Origin of the sequence: Clostridium sp. SHJSY1 (assembly GCF_031626875.1) — a bacterium.
GTDB lineage: Bacteria > Bacillota > Clostridia > Clostridiales > Clostridiaceae > Clostridium.
Genome location: NZ_JANDMF010000048.1, coordinates 1 through 16,326 on the forward strand (window position 1 = coordinate 1; position 16,326 = coordinate 16,326).

The window sequence follows — 16,326 nt, forward strand, 5'->3', positions numbered from 1 at the left end:
GGAAGGTGGTGTTAGGGTAGTGGTGGTGAGGGTTTGGATGGGGTTGGGGTGGTTCAGGACTTTGTTATAAAGGAACAATTTCAATGCTTTCTGTTGTTGTAAAACAAACTTCAGAACATAAAAACAAAGTTCTGAACCAAACACCAATACGGTTCAATTAATGGACAAGTATTGGGATAAAAGAAAAAGCCTTGTGCTTAGGTAAAAACCTAGGTACAGGGCATTTTTTTATACGATAAAAACCCAGTAAAACCAACGGTTGTAGGTAGGTAAGGTAGCTCCTTTTTGTAATACTAAATAAAAACCAAAAAAAGCACCGCAGGTACCAATAAAGGTAGCAGCAAAGCTGCTTAAGGTAGTAATATCTGTATATTAACGAAAAACATCCCTAGATATTATTCAAAATTCCCAAGCAAAAAATCAAATGAAATTTCCAATTATAAAGCATTAAAAAGTTGTAGGATTTATGCCTGTATCTATTCATGCTTTTATTTTTGTCCCTCTTCAATATTAGATTAAAGAGCCTGAGCCTTGAAAGGAAAAACCGAAGCGAAGCCTTGAAATAAATAGGTTTTAAGATGGTGAGATGATGGAACTTATAATGGAAAAGAGAAGGTGAAAGATAGAATCAGCAGGAGAAATAATGCAATAAATTGGACGGCTGGTTATGCATCAGAACCATATTTTTGAGCTGAAATTGGAAAAAGAAAAGAGGGTAGGATGGAGAGTTGATGGAAGAGGTTGGATGGTTTGTGGGAAGTTTTTTATTAGAAAAAAGTGGGTAAGGTAGTAGCTCTTAAGGAGCTCCTTTTTCTATAGCAAAATAAAAACCAAAAAAAGCACCGCAGGTACCAAAAAGGGTAGCAGCAAAGCTGCTTAAGGTAGTAGTATCAAGGGTTTTGTAAGGTTAAACCCAAAAGAAATTCCATTCAGGACTTTATTATGATTTTTAGTAGAAAAAGCTGTGGATAAGTGGCTAAAAATAGGCTAAAAAACGTTCAGAACTTTTTTATCAGTTAAGAAATGGAAGGTGGTGTTAGGGTAGTGGTGGTGAGGGTTTGGATGGGTTTGGGTTGGTTCAGTACTTTGTTATAAAGGAACACTTTCAGAGATTTATATTGATTTTAAATTAATATAAATTATACACAAAAAAGTATAGAAAAACATCAAATGTCAACGATTTGTCAACGGTATTTTATATGCGTTGACAACTCATGTTGACAGATAACAAAGAGTGACTTTTTAGTTGCTCTTTTTGTTTAATATTTCTAGAGCTTCTTTCCTCATGTCTTCTGTAACATGTGTATATATTTGAAGTGTGATATCTGCTTTTTTATGTCCTAATCTCTCTTGGACTGCTTTAATATTAGCTCCAGCATTTAATAGCATAGTAGCATGTGTGTGTCTTAAACTATGATAATCAAAATGTTTATAGTTTAACTTATAATGTATAATGTATGAACAATGTTGCAATACTCTTGGTTGTATATAAGAACCATTTTCCCTGGTATTAATCAAATTAATATCATCACCTTCATCAATATTAATTTGATCCTTTAAATTAACTTTTAATTGAATATAGTTTTCTTCATAAAATTTTTTAGATTTATCTTGTGTCGTTGTAAAACAAACATCTGAACGAAATAACAAAGTTCTGAACAAAACCCCAAATACGCCTCTTCAAGTGGACAAGTATTGGGATAAAAGAAATAGCCTTGTGCTTAGGTGAAAACCTAGGTACAGGGCATTTTTTTATACGGTAAAAACCCAGTAAAATCAACGGTTGTAGGTAGGTAAGGTAGCTCTTAATATTAACGAAAAACATTCCCAAGCAAAAAATCAAATGAAATTTCCAATTATAAAGCATGAAAAAGTTGCAGGATTTATGCCTGTATCTATTTATGCTTTTATTTTTGTCCCTCTTCAATATTAGATTAAAGAGCCTGAGACTTGAAAGGGAAAATCGGAGCGAAGCCTTGAAATGAAAAGGTTTAAAGGTGGTGAGATGATGGAACTTATAATGGAAAAGAGAAGGTAAAAGATAGAATCGGAAGGAGAAATAACGCAATAAATTGGACGGATGGTTATGCATCAGAACCATATTTTTTTAGATGAAATTGGAAAAAGAAAAAAGGGTAGGATGGAAAGGTGATAGAAGATATTGGATGGTTTTGGGAAGTTTTTTATTAGGGAAAAGTGGGTAAGGTAGCAGCTCTTAAGGAGCTCCTTTTTCTAAACCAAAATAAAACCGAAAAAAAGCACCGCAGGTACCAAAAAGGGTAGCAGCAAAGCTGCTTAAGGTAGTAGTATCAAGGGTTTTGTAAGGTTAAACCCAAAATAGAAGTCATTCAGGACTTTGTTATTATTTTTAGTAGAAAAAGCTGTGGATAAGTGGCTAAAAATAGGCTAAAAAACCTTCAGAACTTTTTTATAAGTTAAGAAATGGAAGGTGGTGTTAGGGTAGTGGTGGTGAGGGTTTGGAGGGGGTTGGGTTGGTTCAGGACTTTGTTATAAAGGAACATAGATAATAAGAATATAAGAGCTATTAGTTTTAATCTTGTTTTCAAGTTTATTACTTTGATTGAATTAATACCACCATTATAAATAAGTAAGCCTGAGATTATTAATATTGGAAAAGTGAAAGTACCTGATAGGTTATAAGTAAAAGCTAAGTATACATATATAATATTAATTAATGTAGTTATTGTTACTGCTTGCCAAATCTTTAAATTCATTAATATCAACTCCTCTTTCGTTTATAAAATTATATCATGTTTCTGTTTTTAAGAACTTAATAAAAGTTTGATTTGATAATAATATTAGTTATAAAACCCATTTTTAAGGGGGCTTTTTGTCATTTACAAGTTAAAATAATCAATGTACAATTATATGTGTGGAAACAATAAATACATTAAGCAAACGATAGAAAAAATTTTATATTAAATGGAGATATAAGATGGATGGATTGCTTAATGTAAAAAATGGACAAATAAGAGAAAATTTAATTAATGAAGTAATTAGGGTAACTTTTTTAGGTTGCTCTTATTGTGCTACTTAAAATTAGAAAATTTAAAAATGGAGGGTGAACAAAAGATAAAATATGGAAGATGAAATACAAGTAAAAGTAAAAAAATTAAGAACTGACTTAAAGATGTTAGATATAGCAATAACCCAATTTGAACCATACTCCAAGGATTTTACCCAAAAAGCATTAGAGAAACTAGAGGGCGGACAAAATGCTGATTTTATAGAAAATATGAAATATATATTATGCAATATGACAGATACAAAAGCACCAGAGCTATTAAAAGAAATTAAAGAGTTTCATGATGATGCAATAAAGTTAGTGGATACCTTTGAGACAACAGATAATAATCTAGCAAAGCAACAAACTTTAGGAAAGTAGGTAAATTGAATTATGACAAGAAAGATAAAAAAGGAAGATGCAGAAACATTAATTTCTGGATGGATAAGAGATATAGAAGAACAAAAAGAAAAGATATTAAAACATTTTGAGGACATGGATTTAAAAAATGCAGATATTAGGGAGGTGTATGAAGAAAGAATTGAAGCAATTACAACAAATTGTGATGATTTAATAGCTGAAATGAGGTCATATAACTTTAACTAAGGAGGATTATATTTGAAAAGGGACATTAGAATAAATTACTCGTTGATATATGAAATAACTAATCAGATATATCAATATAAAGCAGCTATAGGAATTATGGAAAATTCTTTAAATGGTATTAAAGTTATTTTAGAAAATGAAAATAAAGGAGAATCTATAACTGCATTAATAGGGAGATATGAAAGTTTACAAAAGAAAATCAATTCCTGCAAAGAGGAGTTAGAGGATTTATACAACCTTTTTGGAGGGTATTATAATGACATGAAAACTCTTATAAGACCAATTAAGGAAACAGATTTAGTACAAGTTGATGGAGATGATATTTGGTGGAATCTTCAAGATATAAAAGATGTGATTGATGAGATAGATAGTAAGAGGAGAGAATCTTCTACTATAAATGTTTATACAGAAAGCTACATAACTCCATACACAGACATGAAAGTTCAATATCAATGGGGAGGAACAAGTGGGTCAAGCACACATAGCAAAGAAGATGAACAGAATCAGCAAGAAAATGTTAGAAAGATAGATGATATAAAGGATGTAATAGGACAATATACAAAATCAATGAGGACTCAAATTGAGTTTATGGAACAGGATTTTAATAAATATATAGCTCCATTTAGAAATCTTGATGATGATTACGCTAGTAGAACTAATCCAATATACAATAAGTATACAAGTAAGGAAGAGTCTAAACAAAATGAAAGGAACTTTGAAAAGAAAGAATCTAAGATGTTGGCTGAAGCTCTTTTTAATAGGGGTAAAGGATTAGGTGAATTTATTGGAGGAGCTTTTAATTATGGAGTAGGAGGATTCGCATTAGCTATATCAGAACTTAATGGAACTAAACTATCAGAAGAAGACAAGGCATATATAAACTCATTTATGCAAGGTAATCAAACTATTAAAGAGTTAATTAAGGACCCATATTTGATAGTTGAAGGAATAGCACAGCAGACATCTGATGATTTAGATGAAAAAGGGATATCATATGTTGTTGGTGGTGCTATTGGGGATTACTTCCTTTTTAAGATTGGTAAAGGTATTAAGGTAAAGGTATCGAATATTACCAATCTTGAGAAGGCACTTGAGCAAGCTTCAGGTATTATAAATAAATTAAAAACAAAATATGATGATATATTTAGTATAGTTGAAGAAACAGTTGATGAAGGAGATTCCATACGCTTTATAAATAAAGGCTCTGAAACAACAATAACAAAAGAAACCCTTGAAGCTAATGGAGTATCAAAATCTGCAATACAATATTGTAAAGATGGTTGTTTTGTAGGAGAAACCCTTGTATTAACAGAAAGTGGATTAAGAAGAATTGATGAAATTGAAGTAGGAGATTTTGTTTATGCAACTGATGTAAAAACAGGTAATAAGAAATATAAAGAAGTTTTACAAGTTCATATAAGAAATACTAATCAATTTGTTAAGCTTAATGTTGAAGGAGAAGAAATAACAACAACTCCAGGACATTTATTTTATACATATGAAGGTATGTGGATAATAGCAGGAGAGCTAAAATCAGGAGATGAGATATTATCTTCTGATGGACAAGCTAAAAAAGTTATTTCTGTAAAAGAAGTGTTGCTAGAACAAACAGAAAGAATATATAATTTAAGTGTTGAGGGTTATAGTACATATTATGTTTCAGCGATGGGACTTTTAGTACATAATGATGGATGCCCTCCTATTGAAGGGATAGATAACCCTAAAATACTTGATGAAACACATAATGTAGTTAATTATGCAAAACTTAAAGAGCAATATAGAGTAATGGAATTAGGTAAAGATGTGATTGAAAAACTAAAAACAACTGGCAAATTACCTAGTGAATATATAACTGAGCAAGAAGCACTGAATGCAGGGTGGAAAAGAGGTAAGGCATTAAATAATTATGCACCTGGGAAAAAATATGGAGGGGATATTTTTAAAAACGATACTAATATATTACCAAATGAACAAGGTAGAGTTTGGTATGAGGCTGATGTGGGAATTGATTATACTAGGGGAAGAAATAATAATCCTGGATATAGAATCTTATATTCAAGTGATGGATTAATATATGGAACATATGACCATTATCAAACAGTGTTTAAAATTGGCACATATAGATAGAAAAATTCAATGTAGAGATTTATTCTGTTACATTATGTTAAATATTTAGGAGGTAATACTATGACAGTAATAGATATTTTAAGTTTATATGCAAAAGATTATTTAACCAACAATATATTTGAACAATGGGTATATCAAAATGAACAGGAAGTAAGTGAATCATTTGATGATAGTTTATATTATGAAATTATATCAACTGATTATAATAATAAGAGCGAAGTAATTAATTTAAAAACTAAATTAGAAAAGTATTTAGAGTGTAATTATGCCAATGAATTTAATAATATTAATGATTGTTATATTGAAAAAATTATTGATGACAATGAAATAAAAAATCCAATTATAAAATTATTAAAAGAAAGATATGGTAGAAAAAAGCAAGTTGAATTTAAATGTATTAACATAAGTTCTTTAAAAGAGTTGCATGAAAAAATAAAAGATAAATTTGAATTTTCACAATATTATGGAATGAATTGGAATGCATTAAGAGATTTTCTAAGAGAAACTGAATTACCTGAAAAAATAATTTTTGATGGATGGAGTCATCTAGTTAAAATAATGCCTGAGGATTCAAATATTCTCAAAAATATATTAGAGGAATACAGTACTAATGATACTCACATAATATATAAGTAATTATTTTCAAGGAAAGATTCTTAAGAATACAAGTGAGGAGAAGAAATAATAACTACTCCAGGACATTTGTTTTAATTAATTTTACAGAATATGATTTAAATAATAGTACTTTTGTAGGAGTTATATTCAAACAATGCGATTTCACTAGAGTATATCTAAGTGGTTCATTTTTTGGAGGAAGTATTTTTGAAAAATGCATATTAGAAGAGAATATATTACGTAAAGCTCACTGGGATAATTGTAGATTTGAACAATGTAATATTAGAAAAATAGATGCTTTCCGTACAACATTTTTAGAGGCTGAATTTGTGGATGTCAATATCATAGGTGGGAAATTAATCAAGTGTGAGATAATGGCAGCAGAATTAAACAATGTGAAATTTATAAACTGTGATTTAAGTGATACAAGTTTTAGCGAAGCAAAAATGGAAAATGTTATATTTGAAAATTGTATATTTAATAATAATACAGATTTCTCAGAAGTATCATTAGATAAAAATGTAACTTTTAATAATACAACAGTTATTAAGGATGATGATAAAAAGTTTTATACAGGAAATGATGTTATACAAGTGATAATTTAAATTAAACTAGCTATGGGAAACCATAGCTAGTCTTACGTTAGAAGGGCCTAAATTAGAAAAAGTAATGCAAGTTGAATTAGGTGATACTGAAAAGGAATGGATTAGGCAACTTTGGTCAATGGTTATGTTAGAGTTATGATTCCTAGAAAAAACATTGATGTAACATACAATCCATTATCAACTAATACTAAACGTTGGCCAAGCGATTGGTATATTTCTGAAAACCATCCTGGTAAGGTTTGGAATTAATTTATTAGAAGAAAGGTGATAATAAATGGAAAAAGAGTTATATAGGTTAAAGGTAGGAGAATTTTATGGGTATATAGATTGTACTGGAGAAATAGTGATTGAACCAATATATGAAGATGCTTATGATTTTAGTGATGATGTCGCTCTAGTTACAACAATAGATGGGAAAAAGAAATTTATAAATGAAAAAAATGAAGAATTGTTTACAGTTGATTTTGAAGGAATTTCAAGTTTCAATAATGGTTATGCTTTTTTTAGGAAGGATGGAAAAACTGGATTTATAAATAAAAATGGGGAAGTAGAAATTCAACCAGAAATTGATTGGGTTATAAAAAACTTTGATGATAATGGTTTATCAATTGTTGAAGTGAAAGAAAAATGGGGAGTAATTGATAAGTGTGGTAATTTTGTAATTGAGCCTATTTATGATGGTATAGGTGATTTTTCAGAAGGATTAGCAGATGTACGATTAGGTGATAAAGAAGGATTTATTGATATAAATGGAAATGTAAAAATTGATTTTAAGTTTAATAGTGTTGGTACTTTTTCAGAAGGGCTAGCTATAGCATCAATGGATGGAGATAAATATGGTTATATTGATAAATCAGGAGAATTTGTTATAGAGCCACAATATTGTAATGCATTTATGTTTACGGATGGACTTGCAGCAATTACTTTAAAGCTTGGGGGTAGATGGGGATTCATAAATAAAAAAGGAGAAGCTGTTACTAAAATTAAATATATAAGAGTAGATAATTTTAGTGAGGGGTTAGCAGCAACAGAATATGGAAAGGGATTGGGGTACATTAATACAAATGGGAAAGTTGTATTAAAACATGTTTTTCATACAGCAGGTAATTTTAAAAATGGACTTGGTTTGGTAACATATAATGGTGAATGGGGTTATGTTAATAAAGAAGGCGAGTTTGTGTATAAGCCAAAGAGTTTTGATTTATGGTAAGAGAAATTAAATGGCGTATTGGTGATAAAATAGAGGAAAAAGTGATAATAGAAATAGAATCACAATGGAGTATAAAATTTCCAAAGGAATATGTAGATATTGTAATGGCAAATGATAGTAGCAGACCTAAAGTAAAAGATGTAAATGAAGAATGGCAAACTGGTCTTATTGATATTCCAGGCTGGGAAACAATATCGTTTATATTTATAAGTTTTATGGAAGGTGAAAAAACAAAAGAGCCTATGATTAAATTTATGTATGATATCTACAAAGATTGTTTTCCAGAACCAGATAAAATATTTCCGTTTGCTGAAGATGGGGGAGGAAATTTATTGCTTTTAGATTATAGAAAAGATGAAAAAGAACCAGCAATTTTATTTTTAGACCATGGGGATGCTTATACCGAAGAAGATTTTGCAGAGGAAGATTTAAAGAAAAGGTCTTTGTATGAATTGTTAGATGAAAATTTCTATCGTGTCGCTGATTCTTTTGAAGAATTTTTGGATATGATTTATCCTGATAAAGAGTAATTTTATAATATGAAGATATGGAAAATGAACAAAAATGTAAATGATTTTCTTACTTTCTTTTTGAAAGATGAGGACAAAGAAAATTTTATAGAAGAAAAATTATCAAGAGGTAACTTAATTAATGAATGGGAGGGATTAGAGTTAATAAAGAATGATGCAGATAAACCTATAGGTGATTGTTCACATAGTTGGACAAATGGAAGTAATTTTTTATTTAGTGAAAGAGCTAAAGAAATTATTAATGAAAATTTCGGAGAATATATTCAATTATTACCTATGATATATGAGGATAAAAATTTTTATATAGATAATATATTAAACACAGTTGATTGTGTGGATTTAGATAAATCTGATTTAAAAATTATAATGGGAAAGTATATTGTTGATGTTTATAAATACGTTTTAAAAGAAAATGCTAAAGAGTTTCCAATATTTAAAATATATTTAGATGGGGTGAAGGTAACTGTAGATACTTTTGTTAATGATGAATTTAAAAAAGTCATAGAAGATAATAATTTAGAAGGATTTAAATTTACAGAAGTATTCGATTTTGAATCAGTAGAGTAAAATAAAAGAATAAAATATAAATTAAAAGAGAGATTAATGTGTGACATTAGTCTTTTTTTATTGCTAAAAATATTAAAATACTTGATTACTAAAAGGTATCTGGAATATATAAAATCATAATTTAAAGATAAAAGAAGGAGATATTTATGAATTTAAAAGAAACATTACAATCAATAGGAGTAAGTATAGTAGTAGGAATTATTTGTGTAGTAGTATTATCAATAATTAGAAGTAAAACTAACATTGAATTTTCTAGTGGATGGTTAGCTTTTATTTTAGGAAGTATCATAGGAATAGTCTCTAATATAATAAATAAAAGGTTTCCAAAAAAGTAATTAAGTAGTTAGTTAAAGTCCATTTGGACTTTTCCTTTTTTTCTTTAAGAAATTATACAAAAATACTTGATTTTTAATACAAACATTAACTATATACAAGTATAAAAACTTAAAGATAAAAAGGAGAGGGTATTTTGGGTACAATTTTTAATAAAGATACTATAAGATTTATGGAGGCATTTGGTTTTGATAAGATAGCTTTAAGAAGTTTTCCAGATATTAAAAGTGATTTAAAAAGCGTTGAAAAAAGGGGGAATAAAGTAAGATGTAATATTTGTGGTAAGTTTCATGAAGAAACAGATATGTTACTATATCTAAAAGATAGACCAATATGTAAAAGATGTTCCTTTGTAAAACTTGAAGTAACTTTAAATGATATGGAAAAATGGGGAAGATTACTATGGTTTAAAAATAAATATTGTAGACATGGTGTTCATTTAGCTATTAATGGAGCTCATAAGGATTCAGATGTAGAAAAGGTTCATGCACATTTCTTTTAAATAGATGATAAATCTATGGAAGAACAATGGGCTTTGATTCAAAAACTACCTCTAGAACCTAGTATTATAGCTAAAACTAGAAAGAGCTATCATGTTTATTTTTTAATTAAAGATGGGGAAGTAAAGAAGTTTAGAGAAATACAACAAAGATTAGCTTATACTTTTGGTGGAGATATGCAAAAGAAAAATGAGTCAACCTGTATGAGATTACCTGGGTTTTATCATAACAAGAAAGAACCTATACAAGTTAAACTAATTAAATGTAATCCAGAACTTGTTTATACTCAGCCTCAACTAATAACTGGACTTAAGCTTTTAAGACTACCCCCACAAGAAAAGAAAATAGGTAAGTTTTTTGATTTAACTAACTGCAAAGATGAATTAGAAAGTATGGTATATAACCATATAAGCCATTTAGTTGTTGCAGATACAGGAAGTAAGTTATTAATGAGTTGTTTAAATAGCTCACATAAGGATACTAATCCTTCTGCTGTATTCTTTAAGGATTCATTATATTTCTATTGTAGTGGTTGTGGTTACAGTAAAGGGTTATATGAAACTGCATTGGAGCAAGGTTGGACGGATATAATTAATTACATAGAAAACAGAAGAAAAACAGCTTAAAGATAACGAATGATAAGTATAAGGAGGGGATTCCCTCTTTTGGTATTTTTGGACAAAATATGAAGTTTATATAGAAAGAAAGTCCTAAATAATACAAATGAATATAAAACTATTTTATACATTTATTGTATGAGAGCTTAATCTATTGTAAAATATTTATGTTATTTAATAATAATTTCGAGGTGATTTAATGAATAGAGATGAAAATTATGAATTATTAAAATACCAGATAAAATTACTTCAGATAATGATTTGTAGTGTAACAGATGATGATAAATACATGTTTTACAATTTTGTAATAGACCATAATATTTCAGAGCGAAAAACTAATGTAATCTTGAAAAGTTTAGGTGTATTGAAAGATAGAATTTTAGAAAATGAAGTATCAAGTGAAATAAAAGAACTTTGTGAGGGCATTGAGCCTTTAAATGATTTATTTATTAATAAAGAGCCATCTTTTAATGAGTATAATGATTTTATAAGAAAATATATATCAAAAGAATTTGAAGCAAGATATTTATTATTGGCTTTAAAGAGGCAAGGAATTTACATTGAGGTTTGCAATTATTTACTTAAGGATATGGAAAGTAATATATAAATAATATTAATCCATTAACAAGATAAATATTTATAACTATGTAGTAACTAAATAAATCTATTCAAATATAAATAAACCTCTTCTTTTTGAAAAAAGGTTCTGCAGGAAATAACGAAAAAGAAACCAAAATAGAACTAAAATAAATCTAATGATATAGGGTAGGAGCTCCAGAAAGAGCTCCTTTTTCAGCGCCCAAAGAACTCCTAAAAGAAAATCAAAAAGACTCCAAACCAAAGCCCCCTAGGGGCTTACAACCGGTAGTAGCTTTGCTGCTTGAGGTACCCATAAATGGGTTATCAGATGGTATTTCTAATAGAAATTCTATAAAGAAACCAATAGATTTCTGCACGACTGTTTTTTAAATTTGAAAAAACCTTTGCCTCGTAAAGGTTATTTATTACTGTGTTTTTATGGGGATTTTTCTGAAAGACTTTTTTTAAAATAGATGGGGGAATTGCAAGACTTTTTTTATACTAGACAAAAATAGTCAAATATTCTTCAGAATATATATGGGAATATTCTTTACCATATATATGGTAATATTCTTATATTCTCAGAATATGCTGGTAAAATGAGGGCTTGGAGCGTTTTGTTAGGAAAACACATGGTTTTATAGGTTTGAAAAAAGAAAATATAAATATATTATCAGGGGACAGTGAGTTGATGCTTACTGTCCTTGCTTCTTTTGCACAAGAAGAAAGTAAAAATGCAAGTGACAATCTTAAATGGAGAGTTAAAAAGAAGTTTGAATAAGGTGAATTGATAATTAACACAACAAGGTTTTTAGGATATGACAAGAATGAATTCGGAGATTTAGTTATAAATCTTGAAGCAGCTAAGATTGTAAAAAGAATTTCTGAAGAATACCTAAGTAGCAAAGGAACTTTTATCATTGCAAAAGGACTTAATGAAGAAGGTATTCCTACAGTTGCAGGAGCAAGGTGGCATGATTCTACAATTCTTGGAGTTTTAAAAAAATGAGAAATACAAAGGAGATGCTATATTTCACAAGTATTATACATCAGATCATTTGAAAAAATCATTCAAAAGAAATAAAAGGAAACTTGATAGTTATTATATAGAAGATAATCATGCAGCTATTATAACAAGAGAGATGTGATGAAGAGTTATTTAGAGAGTAACAGTATTTTTTATATTTGAGGTGAAATTTCAGTTTAAGTCTGGATTGAATGATATAGGGCAAATAATAGAATGATGTTAAAATTTGAAGTGTAATAAATATAGACAATCTAGGAGAAGGGCATTATTTACTTTTGAATGATACATGATAATTTGTATAGTTAGGAAATAAATGTGAATAAGGAAGAAGAAATTCTAATGAAAACTTACCAATATTAGAAATACTAGATAAATCTATTTCTGCGCTAGGTATTAAATCAATTATTTCAGGAACTGAATATGTATCTAAAGGAAGAGAACATATTTTTAATACACGTATAGGACATTTTGATAATCGTTTAAATCCTAATAAGTATGGAATACCAATTACAATTAGTAATGGGGATATACATAGTTTTATATAGGAAATGATGTTATACAAGTTATAATTTAAATTAAACTAGCTATGGGAAACCATAGCTAGTCTTGTGTTAAAAAGTCCTAAATTAGAAAAAGCAAAACATAATGGGGGACAACCTGATGTTATGAATGAAGATAGTAAGTGGGTACAAGGAGTTATAGATATTCCTAAATGGGGTGGTAGAAAGTACATCCATGGCGTTTCTTGAGTATACAGATGAGGATTATGTAGAAGAAACAGATATTTTTACAACATATGATTGTTTTGAGGAATGTTTACCTGAATCAAATAAAATTTTTCCTTTTGCAACAAATGGAGGAGGAGATATATTCTTTTTTTGATTATAGAAAAAATGAAAATGAGCCATCAATTTCATTTTTAGACCATGAGGAGGCTTATACTGAAGATATTGCAGAGGAAGACTTAGAGAAAAGGTCTTTGTATGAATTGTTAGATGAAAATTTCTATCGTGTTGCTGATTCTTTTGAAGAGTTTTTAAATATGATTTATCCTGAAGAGGATTAATTTTATAAACTAAAAGAATAAAATATAAACTAAAAGAGAGATTAATGTATAAACGCATTAGTCTTTTTGCTTATTGAAATAGTAAAATACTTGATTGATTATAGTTAGCAAATTAAAAACAAAATATGATGATATATTTAATATAGTTGAAGAAACAGTTGATGAAGGGGATTCCATACGCTTTATAAATAAAGGCTCTGAAACAACAATAACAAAAGAAACACTTGAAGCTAATGGAGTATCAAAATCTGCAATACAATATTGTAAAGATGGTTGTTTTGTAGGAGAAACTCTTGTATTAACAGAAAAATGATTAAGAAGGATTGATGAAATTCAAGTAGGAGATTTTGTTTATGCAACTGATGTAAAAACAGGAAATAAGAAGTATAAGGAAGTTTTACAAGTTCATATAAGAAATACTAATGAATTTGTTAAGCTTAATGTTGAAGGAAAAGAAATAATAACTACTCCAGGACATTTATTCTATACATCTGAAAGTATATGGATAATAGCTAGAGAGTTAAAACCAGGAGATGAAATAATATCTTCTGATGGACAAGTTAGAAAAGTTATTTCTATAAAAGAAGCGTTGCTAGAAGAAACAGAAAGAATATATAATTTAAGTGTTGAAGGATATAATACATATTATGTTTCAGAGATAGGACTTTTAGTTCATAATGATGGATGTCCTGTTAAGATAGTAATTAATCCTAAGACAATACATAATGTAGGTGATGATGTTCTTGATATAATGGAAAGTAAAGGTGGTCATACATTAGAGAGATATGTGTCTAAATCTAATGAAGATTTAATAAAAAGAGCTATAAAGGAAGATGTTGAGGCTGCAACTTGTTATACAAATAAAATCAATGCAATAAAAGCAGTACAAGAAAATTTAAGAAAGAATGCAGATAAAATTTCAAAATGGTTAAATGAAGAAAGTGGGGGGAAAAAAATTTTGATGTTGAACATGACTATAGCATAGGAAAAGGTGTATTGGAAGATAAGAAACAAGTTATGTATAATTTAAATAAATCAAGAGTAGTTTTAATAAGAGACAACTCATCAGAATTAGGATTTAGGGTATTAACATCATTTTCTTTGCCATAAAATAAGATAAGATGGAGGATTAAAATGATTGATGAAAAACAATTAAATAAGTTTAGATATTTTCTTGAATGTTATCTCAATGTAAGTGCTGATTATTCAGAATTAGATACTCTTATTAAGGAATATAAGGAAATTGAAAATGAAGAATATATTAAAGAGTTAAAAGAAGAAATTAAATTACTGTTATCTGTAAACAATATAGAATTTGTTAGATGTTTTATAAGGAAGTATGGTATGAGAAATATAAAAAATGATGATAAAATTATATGGATTTTAAGTTATATAAGAGACAATCTTTAAATTCATACAGTAAATAAATCTTATATTAAAACTTCAATGGATGTTGGTATCTGTTGGAGTTTTAATTTTACATAGAAAAAATACCTGATATAATAAACAAATTAAAAGCAATATTAGAAAATATAGATAGATTAAATAATGAGAATAGTGAAGATTTATTAAGTGAATTTATAAAACTTCATTTAGCCATAGGAGATATAGAATGGCAGTATGACCAATTACATGAAGTAGTTCGAAAGGCTATAGAGAATATGGAGTATAAGGTTGATAATAAATAGTGTTAATAAATTTAAGATAAAAGAATTATTAAAGGACAAAGATGTTATTAATGCTATAAATAGAGGAGTGAAATTCTTAGGTTGAGAAACATCATCGAAAGTAAATGCATTTGGACAACAGGTTAAAAATATGATTACTAACAAAACTGCAGGAGATATTGATATTGGAACTAGTGAATATATTATAGAGGTAAAAAAATCTACTAAGGCTATTCATATGGAGCAAATTGATAAATACACAAATGTTAATAATTCTAAATTATCTTAACTATGATGGGAAAAAAATTATATTATATATAGATGAAAAGATAGATATGAGTAATAAATATACTGCTAAAATGATAGATGAGATAAAAGAAACAGGGATAACAATAGTTAACAGTTTAGAAGAGTTAAAAGGAGTGTTAGAATAGATGGCAACATCAGGATGTATATTAAAGAAAAAAGATGAATATATAGTTGAAAATATGGTGAATGATATCAAGGAAGCTATCTCTAAAGCCAAACTCCATATACGTGGGGAGAGTAGATTTAATCATCAAAATGGTAGTTTTAATTATTTAAATTTAGGGATTTTTGATGATATTGCATTTAATCTTGATTCTGATGATTTTGGAAATGAAGAAGTAGAACAAGGGCAATGTTTAAATTTTTACATAAGTTCTATAGATAAAGAATATATAGATTATGAGGAATTTGATTGGGTAGCAAAAGGAAATAAATTGTGTAAAGTGGCATTTATCGAAAATGTAATAGATAATGAGAAAATTGTATTTAAGTTTGTATATGAGTATTTGAAGTTAAATCCACAAGATTTTTTTTGGGTTGAAGATGATTGGGTATATACATTAAAGGATATGGAGCAATTAAGTAAACTACCTTTTAATGAGAATTGGTGCTACAAAAACCCCAGCATTAAGTAAAGAATATTAATTTGAAAAATAATAATACTGAAAAACTAGAATCAATAGAAACTAAAGATAACATATATTATAGTAAATATTACTGGTATATAAAATATAAGGAAAGATACTTTCAAGTGTTTGGATATGGTGCAGGTATAGACCAAGAAGAATTTAAATTAATAGAAGAAATTGAGAATGAGTTAGAAGGTGGAGTGGATTGGGATATAATACAAGTAATTGAAGAGAGCAATGAGTTATAAAATATGAAGATATGGAAGATGAACAAAAATGTAAATGATTTTCTTACTTTCTTTTTGAAAAATGAG

General features: G+C 28.4%; 28 protein-coding genes. 26 read left to right on the forward strand and 2 right to left on the reverse strand.

From position 1 onward, the window contains the following. Window positions 1-1,242 precede the first annotated feature (1,242 nt). Entirely contained in the window at window positions 1,243-1,650 is a 408-nt protein-coding gene (locus NNC19_RS18590) for a tyrosine-type recombinase/integrase (RefSeq protein WP_310940186.1), read from the reverse strand. 1,450 nt (window positions 1,651-3,100) lie between these two features. Here NNC19_RS18590 and NNC19_RS18595 point away from each other — a divergent pair. The 16 genes from NNC19_RS18595 to NNC19_RS23540 all read left to right on the forward strand — a co-directional run bounded on the left by NNC19_RS18595 (window position 3,101) and on the right by NNC19_RS23540 (window position 12,462). Next, window positions 3,101-3,406, forward strand: coding sequence for a hypothetical protein (locus tag NNC19_RS18595; RefSeq protein WP_310940187.1), 306 nt, complete (start codon window positions 3,101-3,103; stop codon window positions 3,404-3,406). A 12-nt stretch (window positions 3,407-3,418) separates the two neighbouring features. Next, window positions 3,419-3,631: a hypothetical protein gene (locus tag NNC19_RS18600; RefSeq protein ID WP_310940188.1), complete on the forward strand. Its 213-nt coding sequence runs from the start codon at window positions 3,419-3,421 to the stop codon at window positions 3,629-3,631. A 12-nt stretch (window positions 3,632-3,643) separates the two neighbouring features. Next, complete coding sequence (locus tag NNC19_RS18605) at window positions 3,644-5,758, forward strand: polymorphic toxin-type HINT domain-containing protein (RefSeq protein ID WP_310940189.1); 2,115 nt, start codon at window positions 3,644-3,646, stop codon at window positions 5,756-5,758. A 60-nt stretch (window positions 5,759-5,818) separates the two neighbouring features. After that, entirely contained in the window at window positions 5,819-6,394 is a 576-nt protein-coding gene (locus NNC19_RS18610; protein ID WP_310940190.1) for a barstar family protein, read from the forward strand. 32 nt (window positions 6,395-6,426) lie between these two features. After that, window positions 6,427-6,978 carry a pentapeptide repeat-containing protein gene (locus NNC19_RS18615; protein ID WP_310940191.1) on the forward strand — a complete coding sequence of 184 codons (552 nt, stop codon included), beginning with the start codon at window positions 6,427-6,429 and terminating at the stop codon, window positions 6,976-6,978. A 111-nt stretch (window positions 6,979-7,089) separates the two neighbouring features. Beyond that, the gene (locus NNC19_RS18620; protein WP_310940192.1) at window positions 7,090-7,227 is read left to right on the forward strand and encodes a hypothetical protein; all 138 of its coding nucleotides are present in this window, start codon (window positions 7,090-7,092) and stop codon (window positions 7,225-7,227) included. A gap of 25 nt (window positions 7,228-7,252) precedes the next feature. Next, window positions 7,253-8,188, forward strand: coding sequence for a WG repeat-containing protein (locus tag NNC19_RS18625; RefSeq protein ID WP_310940193.1), 936 nt, complete (start codon window positions 7,253-7,255; stop codon window positions 8,186-8,188). After that, on the forward strand, window positions 8,182-8,718 hold the full coding sequence (locus tag NNC19_RS18630) for an SMI1/KNR4 family protein (protein WP_310940194.1): 537 nt from the start codon (window positions 8,182-8,184) through the stop codon (window positions 8,716-8,718). Before NNC19_RS18625 ends, NNC19_RS18630 begins: the two co-directional genes overlap by 7 nt. Window positions 8,719-8,742: 24 nt before the next feature. Further along, window positions 8,743-9,285, forward strand: coding sequence for an imm11 family protein (locus tag NNC19_RS18635; protein ID WP_310940195.1), 543 nt, complete (start codon window positions 8,743-8,745; stop codon window positions 9,283-9,285). Window positions 9,286-9,431: 146 nt separating this feature from the next. Continuing rightward, the gene (locus tag NNC19_RS18640; protein WP_310940196.1) at window positions 9,432-9,620 is read left to right on the forward strand and encodes a hypothetical protein; all 189 of its coding nucleotides are present in this window, start codon (window positions 9,432-9,434) and stop codon (window positions 9,618-9,620) included. A gap of 134 nt (window positions 9,621-9,754) precedes the next feature. Continuing rightward, complete coding sequence (locus NNC19_RS18645; protein WP_310940197.1) at window positions 9,755-10,120, forward strand: hypothetical protein; 366 nt, start codon at window positions 9,755-9,757, stop codon at window positions 10,118-10,120. 15 nt (window positions 10,121-10,135) lie between these two features. Beyond that, a complete protein-coding gene (locus NNC19_RS18650; protein ID WP_310940198.1) occupies window positions 10,136-10,744 on the forward strand; it encodes a hypothetical protein in 609 nt (202 codons plus the stop codon). A gap of 190 nt (window positions 10,745-10,934) precedes the next feature. Further along, window positions 10,935-11,342, forward strand: a complete 408-nt coding sequence (locus NNC19_RS18655; protein WP_310940199.1) for a hypothetical protein — start codon at window positions 10,935-10,937, stop codon at window positions 11,340-11,342. A gap of 618 nt (window positions 11,343-11,960) precedes the next feature. Then, window positions 11,961-12,095 (forward strand): hypothetical protein, encoded by a 135-nt coding sequence (locus tag NNC19_RS18660; protein WP_310940200.1) that lies wholly within the window; start codon window positions 11,961-11,963, stop codon window positions 12,093-12,095. Between the two features lie 6 nt (window positions 12,096-12,101). Next, entirely contained in the window at window positions 12,102-12,323 is a 222-nt protein-coding gene (locus NNC19_RS18665; protein ID WP_310940201.1) for a recombinase family protein, read from the forward strand. Between the two features lie 49 nt (window positions 12,324-12,372). Then, entirely contained in the window at window positions 12,373-12,462 is a 90-nt protein-coding gene (locus NNC19_RS23540) for a hypothetical protein (protein ID WP_396136457.1), read from the forward strand. A gap of 144 nt (window positions 12,463-12,606) precedes the next feature. Here the strand turns inward: NNC19_RS23540 and NNC19_RS18670 are convergent, their stop codons facing one another. Beyond that, on the reverse strand, window positions 12,607-12,903 hold the full coding sequence (locus tag NNC19_RS18670; RefSeq protein ID WP_310940202.1) for a hypothetical protein: 297 nt from the start codon (window positions 12,901-12,903) through the stop codon (window positions 12,607-12,609). Window positions 12,904-12,949: 46 nt separating this feature from the next. On the opposite strand from NNC19_RS18670, the gene NNC19_RS18675 reads away from it, so the two are divergent. The 10 genes from NNC19_RS18675 (at window position 12,950) to NNC19_RS18720 (ending at window position 16,260) form a co-directional block, all read left to right on the forward strand. Next, the gene (locus NNC19_RS18675; RefSeq protein ID WP_310940203.1) at window positions 12,950-13,090 is read left to right on the forward strand and encodes a hypothetical protein; all 141 of its coding nucleotides are present in this window, start codon (window positions 12,950-12,952) and stop codon (window positions 13,088-13,090) included. Further along, window positions 13,077-13,223 (forward strand): hypothetical protein, encoded by a 147-nt coding sequence (locus NNC19_RS18680; protein ID WP_310940204.1) that lies wholly within the window; start codon window positions 13,077-13,079, stop codon window positions 13,221-13,223. The genes NNC19_RS18675 and NNC19_RS18680 overlap by 14 nt, the downstream gene beginning before the upstream one ends. Beyond that, entirely contained in the window at window positions 13,195-13,407 is a 213-nt protein-coding gene (locus NNC19_RS18685) for a hypothetical protein (RefSeq protein WP_310940205.1), read from the forward strand. The genes NNC19_RS18680 and NNC19_RS18685 overlap by 29 nt, the downstream gene beginning before the upstream one ends. 94 nt (window positions 13,408-13,501) lie before the next feature. Then, complete coding sequence (locus NNC19_RS18690; protein ID WP_310940206.1) at window positions 13,502-13,720, forward strand: hypothetical protein; 219 nt, start codon at window positions 13,502-13,504, stop codon at window positions 13,718-13,720. Between the two features lie 18 nt (window positions 13,721-13,738). Beyond that, window positions 13,739-14,392, forward strand: a complete 654-nt coding sequence (locus NNC19_RS18695; RefSeq protein WP_310940237.1) for a polymorphic toxin-type HINT domain-containing protein — start codon at window positions 13,739-13,741, stop codon at window positions 14,390-14,392. A 149-nt stretch (window positions 14,393-14,541) separates the two neighbouring features. Further along, entirely contained in the window at window positions 14,542-14,817 is a 276-nt protein-coding gene (locus NNC19_RS18700) for a hypothetical protein (RefSeq protein ID WP_310940207.1), read from the forward strand. A 408-nt stretch (window positions 14,818-15,225) separates the two neighbouring features. Continuing rightward, window positions 15,226-15,363: a hypothetical protein gene (locus NNC19_RS18705; RefSeq protein ID WP_310940208.1), complete on the forward strand. Its 138-nt coding sequence runs from the start codon at window positions 15,226-15,228 to the stop codon at window positions 15,361-15,363. Continuing rightward, a complete protein-coding gene (locus NNC19_RS18710; protein ID WP_310940209.1) occupies window positions 15,338-15,508 on the forward strand; it encodes a hypothetical protein in 171 nt (56 codons plus the stop codon). The genes NNC19_RS18705 and NNC19_RS18710 overlap by 26 nt, the downstream gene beginning before the upstream one ends. Next, window positions 15,509-16,018, forward strand: coding sequence for a hypothetical protein (locus NNC19_RS18715; RefSeq protein WP_310940210.1), 510 nt, complete (start codon window positions 15,509-15,511; stop codon window positions 16,016-16,018). Window positions 16,019-16,029: 11 nt separating this feature from the next. After that, the gene (locus NNC19_RS18720) at window positions 16,030-16,260 is read left to right on the forward strand and encodes a hypothetical protein (protein ID WP_310940211.1); all 231 of its coding nucleotides are present in this window, start codon (window positions 16,030-16,032) and stop codon (window positions 16,258-16,260) included. Window positions 16,261-16,326 lie beyond the last annotated feature (66 nt).